The sequence below is a fragment of the Bacillus sp. S71 genome, from assembly GCF_016625265.1.
GTDB classification, from domain to species: domain Bacteria; phylum Bacillota; class Bacilli; order Bacillales; family Bacillaceae_G; genus Bacillus_A; species Bacillus_A cereus.
This window is the reverse complement of record NZ_JACVUW010000007.1, coordinates 21311-37551: the sequence shown is the minus strand read 5'-3', so window position 1 is coordinate 37551 and position 16241 is coordinate 21311. Positions and strand designations below refer to the sequence as shown.

Sequence of the window (16241 nt, the reverse complement as noted above, 5' to 3'; positions counted from 1 at the left end):
CTTTACCTCATCACTTCATATAATTTTGGCATTGTCTCTTTTACAATACCTTCAAATTGTTTTACTTCTTCCATCGTGTTGTCTGGTGCCAAACTAATACGAATAGCACTTGCAGCTGCTGCATGCGGCACTCCCATTGACACTAACACTCTGCTCACTTCATTTGCTTTTGAAGAACAAGCAGACTTCGTCGATACATATACACCGTGCTCTTCTAAAGCATGAACGACTACTTCTGGTTTTAAACCAACAAATGATACATTTAAAATGTGCGGTGCTGCATATGCAAGCGATGTATTAATTGTCACATCTTCCATCTCTTTAAAGAAGCTGACAAGCTCTGCTTGTAAACTTTGCAAATGAGCTACCTTTTCTTTCACTTGTTCCATTGTCATGCGAAGAGCTTTCACCATCGCTACAATGCCAGGTAAATTCTCTGTACCAGAGCGATACTTAAGCTCTTGTTGACCACCTGATAAAATCGGATCTAATCTTACACCATCACGTATATAAAGAAGACCCGTTCCTTTTACACTGTGGAATTTATGTCCAGATATTGAGCAAAGATCAATATGAGAAGCATATAAATCAAGCGGTACTTTTCCTATCCCTTGTACATGATCTACATGGAATCTTATTTTCGGATGATTCGATAATAATGTTCCAATTTCAGCAACGGGCTGAATTGCTCCAGTTTCGTTGTTCACATGAATAATTGACACAAGAATCGTATCTTCACGAAGTGCTCGTTTTACATCCTCTACCGATACGACACCGTGCTCGTTAACCGGTAAATATGTTACATCAAATCCGAGTTCTTCTAATTGCTTATATGCCTCAAACACAGACGCGTGTTCAATATTTGTTGTAATGATATGTTTGCCGCGCGAACGATTCCTCATCGCTATCCCTTTAATCGCAAGGTTGTTCCCTTCCGTTCCACCTGATGTGAAAATAATTTCAGAAGGTTTAACGTGAAGAAGCTGCGCTGCAATCGTTCTTGATTGTGTTAATAGACGCTCTGCCTCTCCTCCAAGCGAATGAATAGAAGAAGGATTACCAAAATATTTCCCAGCAACCGTCACGTACGATTGAAGAGCTTCTGGATATGGCTTCGTCGTCGCACTATTATCAAAATAGATCATCGTTCTTCCCCTTTCAGCGCTATCACATCATATAATCATATCATAAATACGTGTCATTACGCTAAGACTACGCAAAGGTTCCGTTTTATCCCGATTAGTGAATAATAATAATTAGTGAGATACCCCCACTGATTACAGTTTCACTTTATTTTGAAACGAATAACCTTACTGTATTCCGCTATTCATTATAGCAACATCACCTGCAAAATTACACAAAAAAACAAACCCTTTTATGAAAGGGTTTGTTCATTGTCTACATATTCAGCTATTTTTTGAACAACACCAGGTTCAAGTTGCTCTAGTACAGAAGCGGCTTGTTCTAAAGCTGCATCGTATTGATATTCACGGAATAATTTCTCCGCATAATTTAAGCTTTCTGCAAGGCTTTCATCATGACTGCGGTAACGGTTACCGTATTGAATTAATTTTTCAACTAAATACGCTTGTCCAATTAACTCTTCTGTCATTTCAGCTACACCGTTCACAGTTGTGTATGCTTCTTCTAAACTGCTATTTACAGCGTTCATATTTAACGGCTTCACTTCTAATTGTTCATATACAGCTTGCATTGCCATTTGCCCTCTTTTTAAATCTTCCATAATACTCTCTGGGAGACCTGGCAAATTAGACTTTTGCATAAAGCGTTTCGTTTCGAAAATAGTATTTCGCATTTCTTGTAACTTCTCACGCGCTTCAAATTCTTCTTTACGCATCGTTTGCAGCATTTCTTTATATTCTGCATGAAGTACTTTTAACGTTTCACATTGCTCATAAACCTCTTCTAGTTCCTCACGAATAATAGAGAAGGCAATATCTTGTTCAGCAACGCGTAATTGTAGCATTTCAAAACGTTTCGTTAAAATGTGCATTTGCTTTTCAATTACTTTTTGAGATTCAATATCCTTATCTTGCAATTGATAGCTTTGTTTCACAAGTTGTGTTTCTGTTTTCGTTTCAATCGTTTCGATACGTATTTCTTCTAAGTCTTCATAAACAGAAAGTGTTTTTTGCTCCACATAATGTCTCGCATGCACCTCTTGCTCAAGTTGATCATAGAAACCATCTAAACGAGTTTTTAAGTCTTCCACTTTTTCAGCCGCTTCTGTTATATGAAGCTCCTGTATATCCATTAAACATGTGTTTAGTTGTGTCGTCATATCACGAACTTCTTTAGGGATTTCCAAATACTCTAATACATAACCTTGTCTTACCATATCATTATGACCCTGTAATAAATCTTCCAGTTGAACTGGTAGCGTCGCTTGACACTCTACTAATAAATCTGGAATTTGGTGAATAATGATTTCTAAACTTGCTAAACCTTCTTCTAAACTAATAACAATTTCTCTCGCTTTTAAGTAGTCACCATTATCTGTTGCTTCTTCAAAGCTTTTAAATTTATTAGATTCAGCGTCTAGCATCTCTTCGATTTTCTGCTCTGCTGCTCCATACATATGTCTATGAGCAAGAACACTCTTTTTCATACTACGATATGTATCACGTAACCCTTCAATTTCCGAGCTATTTTTCTCATGGCTTTCTAACAATTGCTGTAATTCATTTAAAACACCTGTAATACGATTATCAGCGTCATCTAAACCACTTATGGATTCGTTCATCGCATGCTTTGCTTTTCGGAAGGAGAATTGCGAGGCGAATTTTCGCGCTTGCGCTAAATCTTTGTCAGCTTTCGGAAGGGTTGTTGATACAATTTCATCCCATTCTTCACGCCATTTACCAAACAGTTCTTCTGTTTGACCCGTCATGTTTAAATCTTTTACCCGTTTTAGTTCATCTGCCACAGGTTTATCTTTTATCTCTTGTTTCCACTGCTCCAGTGCTTCAATATCTTTATATGAACGATTTCTTATCACAAGCTCTATCATGAGCAGCACTAGAATAGAGCTTACTACAATGATAACGATCGTCAGGATAGAATCCATGCAAAAAAGCCTCCTAGTTATATCTCTTTTTTTGTCCGTTCCGTTTATGAAATGGAAGGCATTATGTATAAAAAGGGAATTCCCCTATATTTAACAACTAACAATGTACTAATCATACCATGTAATGGCTTGTTTTTGACCTAGTTTTTTTTAAAATTTCATGTTTCTTTCAATGCGATTGTAATCTTTCTCAATATTCCGCCTACCTCACTACCTATCCTCAAATGATTGTAATAACAAACAATCTTTCGTATGAGATACGAAATAAATTTTCCGCATGAGTGGTGGTTCAACAGAAATTCCATGTACATTTCCCTGCCTTACAGACTGCTCTACTGCCCTTTCTGGAAGTAAAGTGATGCCAAGGCCAGCTTTTACCATTGCAAGCATCGGTTCTGCGTAAGATGTTTCCACAGCTATAGTTGGTTTTACATCTATCTCATGAAACATGTTCATAATCATTTTCCTTACATCGCATATTTCTGGATATACAATTAATTTTTCATTTTGCAGCTCTTCTATTTGAATGACTTTCTTCTCTTTATACGGATGATTATTTGAAACGGCACAAACAATTTTCTCTTGTTGCACTTCTTTTATATACGTAGCACCTTCTACTACTGAATCGATGAACATCGCTTCAATCTCCCGCGCTTTAAATAAATCTCTTAATACTTCCGTATGTCCGATTTGCCACTCTACTTCGAACTCATCACCTAATACATCTTTACATTCTAATATATAATGTTCTGCTAAACTCGGTAGTATACCAATTGAAAACTTTCGGTTCTCTTGATACCCCCTCATTTCTGTTTTTGCTTCATTTATTTGTTCCAAAATCGGTAGCATTCTTTTTATAAATAACTCTCCTGCCTCCGTTAACTCCACTCCTTGCGCAGAACGTTTAAGTAAAGTAACCTCTAAATCCGCTTCTAACTTTTGAATTTGCTTACTAAGCGCTGGTTGAGATATATGTAAAATCTTACTTGCCTTTGATAAACTTCGCGTATGCTTCACTTCGATAAACGATCGTACTGCCTCCAAATCCATCGTACACACCTCTAACAAAAAGTTATAACCGTTATAAGAAATCGATATTTCCTCCTATAAACAATTACTCTTTATACTTATTTCATCAACTTACTATAACGAAATGTAAAGGGGAAAGATACTCTTGAACAAAAAACAAATGCTACTCGGATCCTTTCTATGCTTACTCGCCGTAACTGCCTGGGGATTTATGTTTCCTGTAATGGCAAATGCCCTGCAATTTATCGATCCGTTCTTCTTCACAACGATTCGCTATGGATCAGCAGCTATTATTTTTCTTATTTTGCTATTAATTACTGAAGGGAAGACTTCACTCCACTTAGAAAAAAGAACACTTTCTCTGTTCTTTTACGGGACAGTCGGTTTCGCAGGATATGGTTTTCTCGTTTTCTACGGACAACAACTTGCCGGGCCTTCTGGAGCAATCCATGCAGCGATGATTCAGTCTCTCATGCCACTAATTGCCTTATCATTACAATGGATAACAAAAAACAAGCGCCCACAAAACTACACATTCCTTTGTATGTTCGTTGCATTACTCGGTGTTATGCTTGTCATTTCAAAAGGAAATATTCACTTATTATTTGGAGCTGCAAGCCACTTATCGACAAATATATTGATGCTATGCGGTGTTACTTGCTGGGTCATTTATACAAACGGGGGTGCTCGTTTTCAATCTTGGTCACCACTTCGATATACGACATTAACTTGTTTATTTGGCTCCATTTCACTCATCGTTATTGTTACTTTCTTAACGTATACAAATATAGTTACTATGCCGTCACTGCGTACAGTTGTGAGTGTTCGTTTTGAGCTCTTTTATATGTCGATTATCGCAGGAGTTATCGCTGTATTTTGCTGGAATATGGGCAATCGCTATATTTCATCTATTAACGGCATATTATTTATGAATTTAGTTCCTATCCTTGCACTGATTGGTTCTATCTTTCGAGGTTATACAGTCGATAAAATTGAAATCGCTGGAGCTGCATTAACAATTATCGCTCTATTATGTAACAATTTATGGCAAAGAAAAATAAACATAAAAATCCCCACCTCAGTTCGTTAGGTGGGGATTCTTCACATATGAACAGCTCTTGGCCATTCATGGTACATATTTGCTTTACATAATGCTTGTTCCATCCATTGCTCAATCTCTTTCGTGTACATTTCTATGAAAAATGTCTCAGACGGGAAAGAATGCAGTACTTCTGATATATATTGTGGATATAAAAACGGCATATTTATCATGCCTTTTAATTGCGTCATAAACATTGTAAATGATACTTTCTGAAATTCTTGTTTCATTTGTCCTTGTCTAATAATTTGCTCTATATAATATCTTTCTTTAGAAAAATAAACGGTCATCACTTCACGAATTAATGTCGTATCAAGCGAAAGCTCTCGGTAGAAGAAACGTGTTAGTTCTCTATTTTCAAATTGATATCGTAACATCCCACGCACCATTTGCACCATCACATCTTTAGCCGACAAATATTCTCTCTGTTCAAACGAAATTTCAATCACATGAATATACCCTTCTAAAAAATCAGTAATAAGCTGTTCTAATAAACCTTGCTTCCCAGCAAAATAATATGAAATATTCGCTACATTCACATCCGCTCGCTTTGCAATGTCTCGCACCGACGTTCCATCATAACCTTTCGTATTAAACAACGATATTGCCGCATCAATTACTTTTTGTTTCGTCTGCTTCATGCGCTCACTTCCTCTCAATGAACAGCTATAGTTTAAATTTCTTGACTTTTAAGACAAATTCCTTTAATTTTCTATCGACAAAGTCATGTGAAATACATCGTATTTTGCTAATATTTTACACATCTCGATAAAAAAGGAGCTGTTTCCATGTTTACTAAAGAAAGTTATGCAGGATCTCGCGTGCAGCAATATGAGACAGTAATTAAACAACTGGATGCGTTATTAACTGGCGAATCAAACGTAGTCGCAAACTTATCAAATGCGTCCGCATTATTAAACCAATTTTTAGATCGCGTTAATTGGGTTGGCTTTTACGTAACAGAAGGAAATCAGCTTGTCCTTGGACCGTTCCAAGGAATGCCTGCTTGCGTACGCATTCCATTTGGACGAGGCGTTTGCGGCGTAGCAGCTGAAACGAAAACAACGCAGCTTGTAGCAGACGTTCACCAATTCCCAGGTCACATCGCTTGCGATAGTGCTTCTAATTCAGAAATCGTTGTACCGATTGTGAAAGAAGGAGCTGTCATTGGTGTACTTGACATTGATAGTCCTGAAAAGAATCGTTTTGATGAAGTAGATCAGTGCTATTTAGAAAAGTTTGTGGAAACACTCCTAAAACATATGTAAAAAGAAAAGAGCGAGTTATCGATTTAGTACGTCCTGTACAAAACCGATAGCTCACTCTTTTTTTATTGATTAACAGTAGATATTTTCTTTAATGCTTGCTCTAAATCAGAAACGATATCCTCCCAAGATTCTAAACCAACCGATAAGCGTATTAAATTATCGAAAATGCCCATTTCTTTTCTTAGTTCAGCTGGAATCGCAGCGTGCGTCATCGTTGCTGGATGCTGAATTAACGTTTCTGTATCTCCTAAACTCACCGCAATTGTAATAAAGTGGAGGTCATTAATAAATGCTTGCGTCTCTTCTTTTCCGCCTTTTACTGAAAAAGAAATAACACCGCCCCCGCGCTTCATTTGACGAGATGCTAATTCCCCTTCTGGATACCAAACACCTTCTACCGCATCATGTTTTCTTAAGAACGATACAATTTTTTCTGCATTATCACAATGACGATCCATTCTTACCGCTAACGTCTTTAACCCGCGTAATAATAACCACGCATCAAACGGCGCCATAATGCCGCCGATATCTTTTCGCATCGGACGAATCTTTTCAGCTAACGCTTTCGTTTTACAAATTGTTACACCCGCTACAACATCACCATGGCCACCAATATATTTTGTCGCACTATGCACAACAGCGTCACAGCCAAGCTCAAGCGGTCTTTGTAAATAAGGTGAACAAAACGTATTATCAACAATGACAAGTAAACCATTTTGCTTCGCAACCTGAATAACTTGTTTTAAATCAATTAATTTCATTGTCGGATTAATTGGTGTTTCAACGAAAATAAGCTTTGTATTTGGAAGAATTTTATTTTCAATATCAACCTCTGTCTCCATCTCACAAAACGAATGCGTAATCATAAATTTTTCTTCTAACACTTCTAAAAAACCGTACGTACACCCATATAATCCATTTGAACAAATAATATGATCTCCAGCCTTTAAAAAACCGATTAAAGTTGCTGAAATAGCTGCCATACCAGATCCGAAGGCAAGTGCTTCTTCTCCTCCTTCTAACACCGCCATACGTTCTTCAAATAATTTCACAGTCGGATTTCCAAGCCTTGAGTAAATATAAGATGGATCCACTCCCGCAAAACTCGCCTCTCCTTGCTGCGCAGTCTCAAATGTAAACGTAGAGGTTTGAAATAAAGGTGGTGTTAAACTTCCTTTATGTTCCTCAGGTGTATAACCGTGATGAATTAACGCTGTCTCCATATGCTTCTTTTTCATAAAAACATCCCCTTTATGTTTTTATTACCGCATATTCACCAGTAAAAAACTGATGAACGTTTTTACTACATTTTATGTAAGCGTTTTATTTGTGTTTCTATCTCTTCTTTTATATTGTTTTAAATTCCTTCTTATATTAATTTCCAAAATTTATATGCATAAAACAAAAACGTACTCGCTTGACGAAACTCTGGGTAAAAGATATAATAGCGTTTGTGTAAAATAAAAAGGCAGCCTTGTAATGTGAGTTTATCGTTTGTATTTTGTTCCTCTACGGAGGTGTATCTCGTAACTCCCTGCTGCTGGAGCGAAGGTACATGAAAACAAAATGCCCGTAAATATCGATTACGTCTGTTTTTATTTTACGTAAATAAAAACATTTTTAAAGGAGGAGTCAACTATGGCTCGTTATACAGGTCCAGCTTGGAAACTGTCTCGTCGTCTTGGAATCTCTCTAAGCGGCACAGGAAAAGAATTAGAAAAACGCCCTTACGCACCAGGTCCTCACGGTCCTAACCAACGTAAGAAACTTTCAGAATACGGTTTACAATTACAAGAGAAACAAAAACTTCGTCACATGTACGGCATGACTGAGCGTCAATTCCGTCGCACATTTGACCAAGCAGGTAAAATGCCTGGTAAGCACGGCGAAAACTTCATGATCCTTCTTGAAGCTCGTCTTGACAACTTAGTTTACCGTATGGGCTTAGCTCGCACTCGTCGTGCAGCTCGCCAATTAGTAAACCACGGTCACATCATGGTTGATGGCGCTCGCGTAGATATCCCATCTTACCGTGTAAAACCTGGTCAAACTATCAGCGTTCGCGAAAAATCTAACAGCCTTGTTGTTGTTAAAGAAGCGATCGAAGTTAACAACTTCGTACCAGAATACTTAACTTTCGATGCTGACAAATTAGAAGCTACTTACACTCGTCACGCTGAGCGTGCTGAGTTACCAGCTGAAATCAACGAAGCATTAATCGTAGAGTTCTACTCTCGTTAATGACAAAAAGCCAATCCTGTGGATTGGCTTTTTTCGTTTATATATAAAATAAAATTATTTATTTTCCTCTTTTTGAACATATACATAAGCATCTTTCTGCTCTTTATGTACATCCACCTTCGAATTCTCTGCAAGCTGACCCGCATTTAGCAAAGAAAAAATAATGAGCGCTTCTAGTGACATTTTGTTTTACCACTCCTTTCTATTTGTTATACATTTGTTATACATTTATCATACCGCTTACATGTGATTTCCGTATGAACTCGAAAAGGAGATTACAACAAAAAGGTTACAGGCCTATGAATGCACGCTATAATAACCATTAAATAGGAGGTGGATTCTTTTTGACAATAAACCAAATGGTTCAACTCGGAAGTTCATTTATGCTATTTATTACTTCAGCACTGATGAGTTGGTATCAAGGGAGTAATTTAATAGATAATCCTGATGAATGGAAATATAGCGCTAAGTTTACGAATTACTTCAAAGGCACCGTTTCAAATTACCAAGATATTTATCAAATCGATTTCTTTATATATGCAGCAAAATTTTATCCAACAGCATTTATCGTTATGCTAGTTAGTTTACTTTATATGCTCATATTAATTCTTTATATTCTATTTTCAAAAAAAGATCCGGCGATTTAAATCCATACATAAAAAACCCCGAATCATAAACTTTTCAGCCTATAATTCGGGGTATTATTTGTTTATATTCGTTTCTAATTAGTAACGAATTAAGAAATATTTCTTTTTACCGCGGCGAATGATTGTGAATTTACCCTCGATGCGGTCGTTTTCTGTTACAACGTAGTCTAACGCTTGTATACGCTCACCGTTTACGTAGATTGCGCCGTTCGTTACATCTTCACGTGCTTGACGTTTTGATGGAGAGATTTTGCTTTCTACAAGTAAGTCTATTAATACTGTATCTTCTGCAGTACGTTCTACAGATGGTACGTCTTTGAATCCTTGCTCGATTTCGCTTGCAGTTAGTTCTGCTACAGAACCGCTGAATAATGCAGCTGAGATTTTAATCGCTTGCTCTAATGCTTCTTCGCCGTGAACAAGTTTTGTCATTTCAGAACCTAATGCTTTTTGTGCTGCACGTTTTTCTGGTGCTTCAGCTACTTGCTTTTCAAGCTCAAGAATTTCTTCATGAGATAAGAATGTGAAGTATTTTAAGTATTTAACAACGTCGCGGTCATCTGTGTTGATCCAGAATTGGTAGAACTCGTAAGGAGTTGTTTTCTCTGGGTCTAACCAAATTGCGCCGCCTTCTGTTTTACCAAACTTCGTACCGTCTGATTTTGTAACAAGTGGAATTGTTAAACCGAATGCTTTCGCATCTTCTTCTGATTTACGGATTAATTCAAGACCAGCTGTAATGTTACCCCATTGGTCACTACCACCGATTTGCAGACGGCAATTATGGTGTTGGTATAAGTTTAAGAAGTCGTATGATTGTAAAATCATGTAACTGAACTCAGTGAATGAAATACCAGTTTCTAAACGAGATGCTACTGTATCTTTTGCTAACATATAGTTTAAACCGAAGTTTTTACCGATATCGCGTAAGAATGAAATTACATCTAAGTTACCAAGCCAGTCATAGTTGTTAGCCATTGTTGCTGGGTTGTCCACGTTTTCGAACTCTAAGAAGTTTGAAAGTTGGTTTTTAATGCTTTCTGTGTAGTAAGCAACTGTATCTTTCGTATTTAATGTACGCTCTGCTTTTTTACCACTTGGGTCACCGATCATACCAGTACCACCACCAACAAGTGCGATTGGTTGGTGACCAGCTAATTGGAAACGACGTAACATTAATACTGGTAACATATGACCGATGTGTAAGCTATCTGCTGTCGGATCGAAACCACAGTATAATTTAACGCTTTCTTTTTCTAATAATTGCTCAAGGCCCTCAGCATCTGTTTGCTGATTAATTAGACCGCGAAATTCAAGATCTTGTAAAATACCCATATCCTACATACTCTCCTTTAAGTTCATTACTGGCGTGAAGGTTGAAAACATAAAAAAATCGCCCCTTCAAATAAGGGACGATTTTGATTATCGCGTTACCACCCTAGTTGCAGGCCAAAAAGCCTACCACCTTATTTACATAACGGCTTAGCACCGTCTTTTCCCTTTTGAATACAATTCAATCGAAAAAAGATGCTCTAGGGGCGTAATTCGCGATCATCTATGTGCTGATTTTCACCGACCATCAGCTCTCTAAAACAGGGAAATGATCACTACTTCTCCCTTTCCACGCTCAATTATTCATATACTTTTCTTTATATCATTATTTACTAGCATGTGTCAAATTGAAGAAAATACTATATACAAACTACCTTGAAGATTTTTCCCCTCCATAAAACTCTTGCATCTCCTTTTCGGAAACCTTTGTCAGTTTTAATTTATGCGATTTCTTTCCCTCTTCACTCATGTACAACGTTGTATCATCCAATAATTCCAATTTCACTCTTCCATTCCAAGGGTATGACATATTACATATTACTTGATTATCATTATAATCTACTACACTCCCTTTAACTCTTTCTGTTTTCCCTCTCTTTTCATAAAACACTATTTCAATATTTTTATCGTCTATTTCTTGAATCTGAAGGTAAGCCCCTTTACCGCCAGCATACCAATACCCTTTCATCTTATTAAAAGTAGAAGAATGAGTTAAAAAAATATAAATAGTGCTTGCAACGATTATTAAGGCTATTGCACTTACAACTACGAATCGTTTATGGGCTAGAAAACTAGTTTTTTTCTTATTCTCTACATTCCATTCATTGTTCGTTTCTAATATCTCCTCTGAACATTGTTGTTTCTCTAAATTCATACCACAATCCCCACAAAAATTATCATGCTGTCGCACCTGACTTCCACAATTGGAACACTGTCTCATAATTTATCTTCCTCTCAATAATATATTAATTATATATTTGTATATTAACATATCATTATTGCATTTGGAATTAATTTCATAATATGTCTAAATGTAAAAAGCACATAGCTTTCACTATGCACTTCATTTCTCCTACCCTATTTAAAATCCTATAATTAATATCATAATTATAGAAATAACCGGAAGCCCAACTAATAACGATACATGAAACACAACCGATAAATCATTCCCAATGGTCGCCTCCACAGGATCTTTCGCCGGGGAACCAAGAAACCCGATTAATCGATTGAATCGACTTACCGTTTTTGGAAAGTCTGGTATTTCTACATGATCACTATCTAAATGTTGCTTTAACTTATATTCACTCTTAAAGGGATTTTCGCTCAATTTCATCCACCTCCAGCAATTGTTTCAATTTCTTTATCCCGTTATGGAGTCTCGATTTCACTGTTCCAATCGGAATGTTTAATATTTCTGCAATTTCTTTTTGCTGCATATCATGATAATAAGAAAGGATTAGGACCGCTCTTTGCTCTTCTGGAACTTTCAAAATTGCTTCTCTTACTGTGAGCCGATCTTCGTGAGAAAATTCTTTTTCCGGAATCGGCACTAAAAATGGCAAAAGCGTACGCCACTTTTTTCTCCTATTTAATTTATTAATCATAAGACGATAACCAATTTGAAATAAATACGTTTTTATTTTACCTTTTTCAATTTCATACATATGTTTCTTACGCTCTAGCGTCAAAAACGTATCTTGCACAAGATCGATACTTAATTGTTCATCTCGGTTAAATCGATATAAAAATGTGTATAGCGCTGGTTTGATTAAAATATATAGTCTTTCTCCCGCTTGTTTATCTCCACTTTGATACGCAAGCATGAGCTCCTCCTCAATCCCAATCTGCGCCATGATTTTTGATCTCCTTTATTCCTTTTAACGTTAATGAAATACGGGAAATTAAATATGCAATCGCAATAAAAATCCACAATTGTGATTGATTTGTAAAAAATTGCACATATGGGTTTTGAATCGTAAATCCCATTGCAACTAAAATATTTAACGCTTGCACACATATGCATGCATACAACGCAAGGCAGACAGAAATAGTATCAAATACATTCCAGCGAAAATACACTTTCGTTTTTGTAAAATCAATTTTATATCCATTTTTCCGTACTATATGTTTTCTATCAAATGGAATAATTATTGAAAACAGAACACCCATTATAGCTCCAGCTGTAAGCATTGATACTCTATATCCAATTGGTATCGGTAAGAAAAGACCACAAGAAAATACAACTATAATTCCAATTAAAGCAAAAGCAAGAAGTAATTTATTAGACATAAAAAAGCCTCCCTCATCTATTCTTTCACAAATGTATACAGATGAGGAAGACACTTCGTTCAAATATTATTTTAATTTTTTTATAATCTTTGCGGGATTCCCGCCAACTACTACATTATTAGGTACATCTTTTGTTACGACGGCACCAGATGCGATCACCGCATTGTCTCCAATTGTTACACCTGGATTAATAATTGCTCTTCCGCCAATCCATACGTTATCGCCAATTGTAACTGGTTTTCCGTATTCTGATCCCCTTATGCGCTCTACTGGATCAAGCGGGTATGTTGCTGTATAAATGTGAACACCTGGAGCTAACATACAGTTCACTCCGATTGTTACCGGGCATACGTCTAAAATTGTACAGTCAAAGTTCGCGTAAAAATTTTCGCCAACGTGAATGTTATAACCGTAATCACATCTAAAAGAAGATTCAAGATGAATATTATCTCCTGTCGTTCCAAATAATTCTTTTACGATTTCGCTACGCTCTTTTATTGCTCTTCTGGCGTATCATTTAATTTTCTCGTTAATATACGTGCTTGCTCTCTTTCTTGTACTAAAACTGGATCAGCCGGTATGTACATTTCTCCTAGTATCATCTTTTCTTTTTCTGTTTTCATCATACCCCCCCCTTTAACTTATATGTATAAGTTAATAATAACATAAAAAAAGGCCTGAACATTTTTCGTTCAGACCTTCCTCTCTTAATCTTCCATCGTTGATAAGTCACCTGTTGGTAAGTTTAACTCCCACGCTTTTAATACGCGGCGCATAATTTTACCACTTCTCGTTTTCGGTAATTTATCTCTAAATTCAATTTGCCTTGGCGCTGCATGAGCTGCTAGGCCTTTCTTTACAAATTGACGAATTTCTTCTTTTAATTCATCAGATGGTTCGTATCCTGCTCGAAGTGCGATAAATGCTTTAATAATTTCGCCGCGCACTGGATCAGGAATACCAATTACACCTGCTTCTGCAACAGCAGCATGCTCGATTAATTTACTTTCTACTTCAAACGGACCAACGCGCTCACCTGACGTCATAATTACATCGTCAATACGTCCTTGGAACCAGAAGTATCCATCTTCATCCATATAGGCAGAGTCACCTGATACGTACCAATCTCCCGGCATGAAATAAGATTCATACTTTTGCTGGTTATTCCAGATTGCACGCATCATAGATGGCCAACCTTTCGCAATTGCTAAGTTACCCATTGTGTATGGAGGAACTTCATTTCCTTCATTATCAACAATCGCTGCTTTCACACCTGGAATTGGTTTACCCATTGAGCCTGGGCGAATTTCCATACAAGGGTAGTTACAAATAACTTGTCCACCTGTTTCTGTCATCCACCACGTATCATGAATACGAAGTCCAAATGCATTCATACCCCAGCGAATTACTTCTGGATTTAACGGCTCACCAACGCTTAATACGTGACGAACTTGTGATAAGTCGTATTTTTTAATTGCGTCTTGTCCAGCTCCCATTAACATACGGAACGCTGTTGGTGCGCTGTACCAAACCGTCACACCGTAATCTTGCAGTGCTTCATACCAAGCTTCTGGACTAAAGCGTCCACCTAAAATAACATTTGACGCTCCAACTAACCACGGTGCGAAAATACCGTAAGCTGTTCCAGTTACCCAGCCCGGGTCAGCAGTACACCAATATACATCGTCTTCTTTTAAATCTAATACCCACTTCGCCGTTTGATAGTGCTGAACCATTGCGTTTTGCGCATGAAGCACACCTTTTGGCTTACCAGTAGAACCAGACGTGTAATGTAGAATCAAACCGTCTTCACGGCCTAACCATTCAATATGTAATTCTTTTGAAGCTTGTTCAAATAAAGGATTGAACGCTACCGTTTTACCGCCTTCTTCTACATTATCCCCAACAAGGAAAACTGTTTTTAAAGCAGGTAAATCATTTAATGGTACGCGCTCTAACAATTCAGGCGTTGTAATTAACACCTTCGCTTCACTATCTTCTAAACGATCGCGAACCGCACCTTCCATAAATGCTTCAAATAACGGTCCAACAATTGCTCCTAATTTCACTGCACCTAAAAGTGCGAAATATAACTCTGGAGAACGTGGCATAAAAATAAAAACGCGATCGCCTTTTTCTACATCGCCATAATTTTTCAGGACATTCCCTGCTTTATTAGAAAAATCCTTCATTTCCTTAAATGTATATTTCTCTTTTCGCGATCCATCTTGATAATAAAGAGCTACTTTATTCTTTCGATCGGATTTCGCATGCTTATCAATTGCCTCATACGCCATATTTACTCGGCCTGTTTCATTCCAAGTAAAGTTTTTATTAACCTCTTCCCAGTTAAAATTCGCGTATGCCTCATCATAATTCGGCAAATTATTTTCTCCTTTAATGACAGGAAGCGTTTCTACTTTCATACTTTACATCCCCCTCCTATGTATTCTATTATCTATTATAATGATATTATTTAAAATTTTCAGTATATTTGTTGATTTTTAGACAAATTTTTAATGACAAAATTCGATTCACATCGCATATATTATAAAGTACGATATTAATAGATTCACAAACCCTCAAGGTGGTGAGCAATACATTGATTCATAAAAAAATATACAATGCTAGAAACTTAAAAACAGCGAAAGGCACTTTAATTATTGAAGGTCCTGTCTCTACACATAATCTTGAAATGTATGAATTTCATCCAGATTTAGTTGCATTTCGTCCTGCTGAACAGCAATATAAAGCAATTGTCGAAATTTCTAAATTACCAGAAGCTCGACTCATTATTGCTAGACATGACCAAATGATTGTTGGATATGTTACATATTTATATCCTGATCCACTTGAACGATGGTCAGAAGGAAAAATGGAAAACTTAATTGAGCTTGGGGCAATAGAAGTAGTCCCAGCCTTCCGCGGGAGTTCTGTCGGAAAGAACTTACTAGAGGTTTCTATGATGGACGATTATATGGAAGATTACATTATATTGACGACTGAATATTATTGGCACTGGGATTTGAAACAAACAGGATTGAATGTGTGGGAATACCGAAAAGTAATGGAAAAGATGATGAATGCCGGCGGGTTACAATGGATGGCTACAGACGATCCTGAAATTTGTTCACATCCCGCCAACTGTTTAATGGTCCGCATCGGTAAACGCGTTGATACGGATTCTATTCAAGCTTTTGATCGTCTACGTTTTCACAATCGTTTTATGTATTAATAAAGGGGGCAAC

Annotated in this window: 17 protein-coding genes, 1 pseudogene and 1 other annotated feature; of the genes and pseudogenes, 5 read left to right on the top strand and 13 right to left on the bottom strand. The window is 37.0% G+C overall.

What is annotated here, in order from left to right; translation table 11 throughout:
• Window positions 1-2: 2 nt before the first annotated feature.
• The 3 genes from IBT51_RS16720 to IBT51_RS16710 form a co-directional block, all read right to left on the bottom strand.
• The gene (locus IBT51_RS16720) at window positions 3-1145 is read right to left on the bottom strand and encodes a cysteine desulfurase family protein (RefSeq protein ID WP_000638976.1); all 1143 of its coding nucleotides are present in this window, start codon (window positions 1143-1145) and stop codon (window positions 3-5) included.
• 230 nt (window positions 1146-1375) lie between these two features.
• Window positions 1376-3088 carry a septation ring formation regulator EzrA gene (ezrA, locus tag IBT51_RS16715; protein ID WP_000377317.1) on the bottom strand — a complete coding sequence of 571 codons (1713 nt, stop codon included), beginning with the start codon at window positions 3086-3088 and terminating at the stop codon, window positions 1376-1378.
• A 210-nt stretch (window positions 3089-3298) separates the two neighbouring features.
• Entirely contained in the window at window positions 3299-4138 is an 840-nt protein-coding gene (locus tag IBT51_RS16710; RefSeq protein ID WP_053563549.1) for a LysR family transcriptional regulator, read from the bottom strand.
• A gap of 124 nt (window positions 4139-4262) precedes the next feature.
• Here IBT51_RS16710 and IBT51_RS16705 point away from each other — a divergent pair, with 124 nt between their 5' ends.
• Window positions 4263-5207 carry a DMT family transporter gene (locus tag IBT51_RS16705; protein ID WP_069356302.1) on the top strand — a complete coding sequence of 315 codons (945 nt, stop codon included), beginning with the start codon at window positions 4263-4265 and terminating at the stop codon, window positions 5205-5207.
• Window positions 5208-5218: 11 nt separating this feature from the next.
• Here the strand turns inward: IBT51_RS16705 and refZ are convergent, their stop codons facing one another.
• Entirely contained in the window at window positions 5219-5857 is a 639-nt protein-coding gene (gene refZ / locus IBT51_RS16700; protein WP_000814914.1) for a forespore capture DNA-binding protein RefZ, read from the bottom strand.
• Between the two features lie 147 nt (window positions 5858-6004).
• Between refZ and IBT51_RS16695 the strand changes: the two genes are divergently transcribed.
• On the top strand, window positions 6005-6484 hold the full coding sequence (locus IBT51_RS16695; RefSeq protein WP_000494338.1) for a GAF domain-containing protein: 480 nt from the start codon (window positions 6005-6007) through the stop codon (window positions 6482-6484).
• A gap of 62 nt (window positions 6485-6546) precedes the next feature.
• Here the strand turns inward: IBT51_RS16695 and megL are convergent, their stop codons facing one another.
• The gene (megL, locus tag IBT51_RS16690) at window positions 6547-7722 is read right to left on the bottom strand and encodes a methionine gamma-lyase (RefSeq protein WP_075718477.1); all 1176 of its coding nucleotides are present in this window, start codon (window positions 7720-7722) and stop codon (window positions 6547-6549) included.
• 400 nt (window positions 7723-8122) lie between these two features.
• Here megL and rpsD point away from each other — a divergent pair, with 400 nt between their 5' ends.
• Window positions 8123-8725: a 30S ribosomal protein S4 gene (gene rpsD, locus IBT51_RS16685; RefSeq protein WP_000135315.1), complete on the top strand. Its 603-nt coding sequence runs from the start codon at window positions 8123-8125 to the stop codon at window positions 8723-8725.
• Between the two features lie 54 nt (window positions 8726-8779).
• Here rpsD and IBT51_RS16680 read toward each other — a convergent pair whose 3' ends face one another.
• The gene (locus IBT51_RS16680) at window positions 8780-8908 is read right to left on the bottom strand and encodes a hypothetical protein (RefSeq protein ID WP_000050944.1); all 129 of its coding nucleotides are present in this window, start codon (window positions 8906-8908) and stop codon (window positions 8780-8782) included.
• Window positions 8909-9084: 176 nt separating this feature from the next.
• On the opposite strand from IBT51_RS16680, the gene IBT51_RS16675 reads away from it, so the two are divergent.
• Window positions 9085-9372, top strand: coding sequence for a YjdJ family protein (locus IBT51_RS16675; RefSeq protein WP_002198228.1), 288 nt, complete (start codon window positions 9085-9087; stop codon window positions 9370-9372).
• 78 nt (window positions 9373-9450) lie between these two features.
• On the opposite strand, the gene tyrS is transcribed toward IBT51_RS16675, so the two are convergent.
• The 7 genes and pseudogenes from tyrS to acsA form a co-directional block, all read right to left on the bottom strand.
• Entirely contained in the window at window positions 9451-10707 is a 1257-nt protein-coding gene (tyrS, locus tag IBT51_RS16670) for a tyrosine--tRNA ligase (RefSeq protein ID WP_000512080.1), read from the bottom strand.
• Between the two features lie 70 nt (window positions 10708-10777).
• Window positions 10778-11005: a binding site (T-box leader), on the bottom strand.
• Window positions 11006-11074: 69 nt separating this feature from the next.
• A complete protein-coding gene (locus IBT51_RS16665; RefSeq protein ID WP_001248207.1) occupies window positions 11075-11644 on the bottom strand; it encodes a zinc ribbon domain-containing protein in 570 nt (189 codons plus the stop codon).
• A gap of 141 nt (window positions 11645-11785) precedes the next feature.
• Window positions 11786-12031: a hypothetical protein gene (locus tag IBT51_RS16660; RefSeq protein ID WP_001293790.1), complete on the bottom strand. Its 246-nt coding sequence runs from the start codon at window positions 12029-12031 to the stop codon at window positions 11786-11788.
• A complete protein-coding gene (locus tag IBT51_RS16655) occupies window positions 12012-12557 on the bottom strand; it encodes an RNA polymerase sigma factor (RefSeq protein ID WP_000057198.1) in 546 nt (181 codons plus the stop codon). The genes IBT51_RS16660 and IBT51_RS16655 overlap by 20 nt, the downstream gene beginning before the upstream one ends.
• The gene (locus IBT51_RS16650; protein WP_000066427.1) at window positions 12538-12993 is read right to left on the bottom strand and encodes a hypothetical protein; all 456 of its coding nucleotides are present in this window, start codon (window positions 12991-12993) and stop codon (window positions 12538-12540) included. The genes IBT51_RS16655 and IBT51_RS16650 overlap by 20 nt, the downstream gene beginning before the upstream one ends.
• Window positions 12994-13059: 66 nt before the next feature.
• Window positions 13060-13619: pseudogene (locus IBT51_RS16645) on the bottom strand (maltose acetyltransferase domain-containing protein).
• Window positions 13620-13700: 81 nt separating this feature from the next.
• Complete coding sequence (gene acsA, locus IBT51_RS16640; RefSeq protein WP_000862047.1) at window positions 13701-15419, bottom strand: acetate--CoA ligase; 1719 nt, start codon at window positions 15417-15419, stop codon at window positions 13701-13703.
• Window positions 15420-15595: 176 nt separating this feature from the next.
• On the opposite strand from acsA, the gene acuA reads away from it, so the two are divergent.
• Complete coding sequence (gene acuA / locus IBT51_RS16635; RefSeq protein ID WP_000581393.1) at window positions 15596-16228, top strand: acetoin utilization protein acetyltransferase AcuA; 633 nt, start codon at window positions 15596-15598, stop codon at window positions 16226-16228.
• Window positions 16229-16241 lie beyond the last annotated feature (13 nt).

What these genes read in the sequence shown, in the direction of transcription:
- IBT51_RS16720 (WP_000638976.1), bottom strand. Translation starts at nt 1,145, where the DNA reads ATGATCTATTTTGATAATAGTGCGACGACGAAGCCATATCCAGAAGCT.
- ezrA (WP_000377317.1), bottom strand. Translation starts at nt 3,088, where the DNA reads ATGGATTCTATCCTGACGATCGTTATCATTGTAGTAAGCTCTATTCTA.
- IBT51_RS16710 (WP_053563549.1), bottom strand. Translation starts at nt 4,138, where the DNA reads ATGGATTTGGAGGCAGTACGATCGTTTATCGAAGTGAAGCATACGCGA.
- refZ (WP_000814914.1), bottom strand. Translation starts at nt 5,857, where the DNA reads ATGAAGCAGACGAAACAAAAAGTAATTGATGCGGCAATATCGTTGTTT.
- IBT51_RS16695 (WP_000494338.1), top strand. Translation starts at nt 6,005, where the DNA reads ATGTTTACTAAAGAAAGTTATGCAGGATCTCGCGTGCAGCAATATGAG.
- megL (WP_075718477.1), bottom strand. Translation starts at nt 7,722, where the DNA reads ATGAAAAAGAAGCATATGGAGACAGCGTTAATTCATCACGGTTATACA.
- rpsD (WP_000135315.1), top strand. Translation starts at nt 8,123, where the DNA reads ATGGCTCGTTATACAGGTCCAGCTTGGAAACTGTCTCGTCGTCTTGGA.
- IBT51_RS16680 (WP_000050944.1), bottom strand. Translation starts at nt 8,908, where the DNA reads ATGTCACTAGAAGCGCTCATTATTTTTTCTTTGCTAAATGCGGGTCAG.
- IBT51_RS16675 (WP_002198228.1), top strand. Translation starts at nt 9,085, where the DNA reads ATGGTTCAACTCGGAAGTTCATTTATGCTATTTATTACTTCAGCACTG.
- tyrS (WP_000512080.1), bottom strand. Translation starts at nt 10,707, where the DNA reads ATGGGTATTTTACAAGATCTTGAATTTCGCGGTCTAATTAATCAGCAA.
- IBT51_RS16665 (WP_001248207.1), bottom strand. Translation starts at nt 11,644, where the DNA reads ATGAGACAGTGTTCCAATTGTGGAAGTCAGGTGCGACAGCATGATAAT.
- IBT51_RS16655 (WP_000057198.1), bottom strand. Translation starts at nt 12,557, where the DNA reads ATGGCGCAGATTGGGATTGAGGAGGAGCTCATGCTTGCGTATCAAAGT.
- IBT51_RS16650 (WP_000066427.1), bottom strand. Translation starts at nt 12,993, where the DNA reads ATGTCTAATAAATTACTTCTTGCTTTTGCTTTAATTGGAATTATAGTT.
- acsA (WP_000862047.1), bottom strand. Translation starts at nt 15,419, where the DNA reads ATGAAAGTAGAAACGCTTCCTGTCATTAAAGGAGAAAATAATTTGCCG.